The following is a 727-nucleotide window of genomic DNA, read 5'->3' as shown; positions in this document are numbered from 1 at the left end:
TTTTCTGAATTATATGAAGCCAGTAAGCAAACAGTGAATCCATGGGTATTTGAGCCYGAGTATCCAGGAAAAAGTAGAATATTTGATGGCAGRACGGGAGATCCTTTTGAACAACCTGTTATAATAGGAAAGCCTTAKATCTTGAAATTAATTCATCAAGTTGATGATAAAATYCATGGGCGTTCCAGTGGRCATTACGCACTTGTTACACAACAACCCCTTAGAGGAAGGGCCAAGCAAGGGGGACAGCGGGTAGGCGAAATGGAGGTTTGGGCTCTAGAGGGATTTGGTGTTGCCCATATTTTACAGGAGATGCTTACTTATAAATCGGRTCATATTATAGCTCGTCAGGAAGTACTTKGKACTACGATCATTKGAGGAACAATACSTAATCCTGAGAATKCTCCAGAATCGTTTCGATTACTAGTTAGAGAACTACGATCTTTGGCTCTAGAACTGAATCATTTCCTTGTATCTGAAAAGAACTTTCAGATKAATAGGAAGGAAGCTTAATCGGAATGAATCAGAACTTTTTTTCTATGATCGACCGGTATAAACATCAACAACTCCRAATTGGATCAGTTTCTCCTCAACAAATAAGTGCTTGGGCCAATAAAATCCTACCTAATGGAGMGATAGTTGGRGAGGTGACAAAACCCTATACTTTTCATTACAAAACCAATAAACCGGAAAAAGATGGATTATTTTGTGAAAGAATTTTTGGTCC

General features: G+C 38.8%; 1 protein-coding gene. It reads left to right on the top strand.

Features of this window, described 5'->3' with window-relative positions:
- Positions 1-33: 33 nt before the first annotated feature.
- A complete protein-coding gene (locus EZV76_RS17855) occupies positions 34-513 on the top strand; it encodes a DNA-directed RNA polymerase subunit beta (RefSeq protein ID WP_500683426.1) in 480 nt (159 codons plus the stop codon).
- Positions 514-727 lie beyond the last annotated feature (214 nt).

The organism is Flagellimonas alvinocaridis (assembly GCF_004916895.1).
In the GTDB taxonomy this organism is placed as follows: domain Bacteria; phylum Bacteroidota; class Bacteroidia; order Flavobacteriales; family Flavobacteriaceae; genus Flagellimonas; species Flagellimonas alvinocaridis.
This window is presented reverse-complemented; position numbering and strand designations above follow the sequence as displayed.